This is a genomic window from Actinosynnema sp. NPDC023658, assembly GCF_040639995.1.
GTDB lineage: Bacteria > Actinomycetota > Actinomycetes > Mycobacteriales > Pseudonocardiaceae > Actinosynnema.
In genome coordinates, this window is the sequence record NZ_JBFAAX010001513.1 from 1 (window position 1) to 1022 (window position 1022).

Here is a 1022-nt window from a genome sequence, read left to right on the forward strand (position 1 = left end):
CCGCACGCCGCGACCACCTCCGCCGCCGCACCCGGCTCGGCCGCCACCCGCTCGGGACCCACGACGGCCCGGAACAGGCTCAGCGCCGCCGCGTCCGACAACTGCGGCACCGACCACCGCGCCACGCCCGCCAGCTCCGCCAGCTGACGCCGTGACGTCACCAGCGCACCGCACCCGGCCGCGCCCGGCAACAGCGACGAGACCTGACCGGCCGACCCGGCGTCGTCCAGCACCACCAACACCCGGGACCCCGCCAACCGCTCCCGGTACGCCCCGGCCAGCCGCTCGGCGTCGGACGGCAGGTCCTTCACGCCCAACGCCCGCAACCACCGCGCCATCACCTCGAACGGGTCCGCGGGCGTGCGGCTGCCACGCAGGTCGGCGTACAGCTGCCCGTCCGGGAACCGGTCCGCCACCGAGTGCGCCACCGCCAGCGCGATCGTCGTCTTGCCGACCCCACCCGGCCCCGACAACACCGACACCGACCCCGCCGCACCGGGCCTCACCTCACCAGGCCTCGGCGCGCCCGACCCCGCCACGCCCGATCCCGCCGCGCCCGATCCCACCACGCGCGCGACACCCGCCAGCAGCTCGTCCCGACCGACGGGCCGCCACGACAGCGCGGGCAGCTGCCGGGGCGTCAACCGGCTCGCCACCACCTGCTCCGGCTCCGCGCCGTCGAGGATCCGCCGCTGCAACGCCGCCAACCCGGCCCCCGGCTCCACCCCGAGGTCGGCCACGAACCGCCCGTACACCTCCTGGTACACGGCCAACGCCTCGGCACGCCGCCCCCGCGCGGCCAACGCCGCCATCCGCACCTCGTGCAGCGCTTCCCGGTACGGGTGCTCCGCCACCAGCGGCGGCAACGCCGTCAACGCCTCGTCCGCACGCCCCAGCGCCACCAGCCCGCGCAACCGCGACTCGGCCGCACCCAGCCGTTCCTCCTCCAACCCACCGCGGGCGAACTCCGCCCACTCCCCACCGACGTCCTCCAACGCCCGACCGCGCCACAATCCCAGCGT

Annotated in this window: 1 protein-coding gene; it reads right to left on the reverse strand. The window is 76.8% G+C overall.

The window, feature by feature from the left end; all coding sequences use genetic code 11:
- Positions 1-1022: BTAD domain-containing putative transcriptional regulator (locus AB0G02_RS42185; protein WP_360806794.1), on the reverse strand; the 1022-nt coding region annotated here is incomplete at both ends.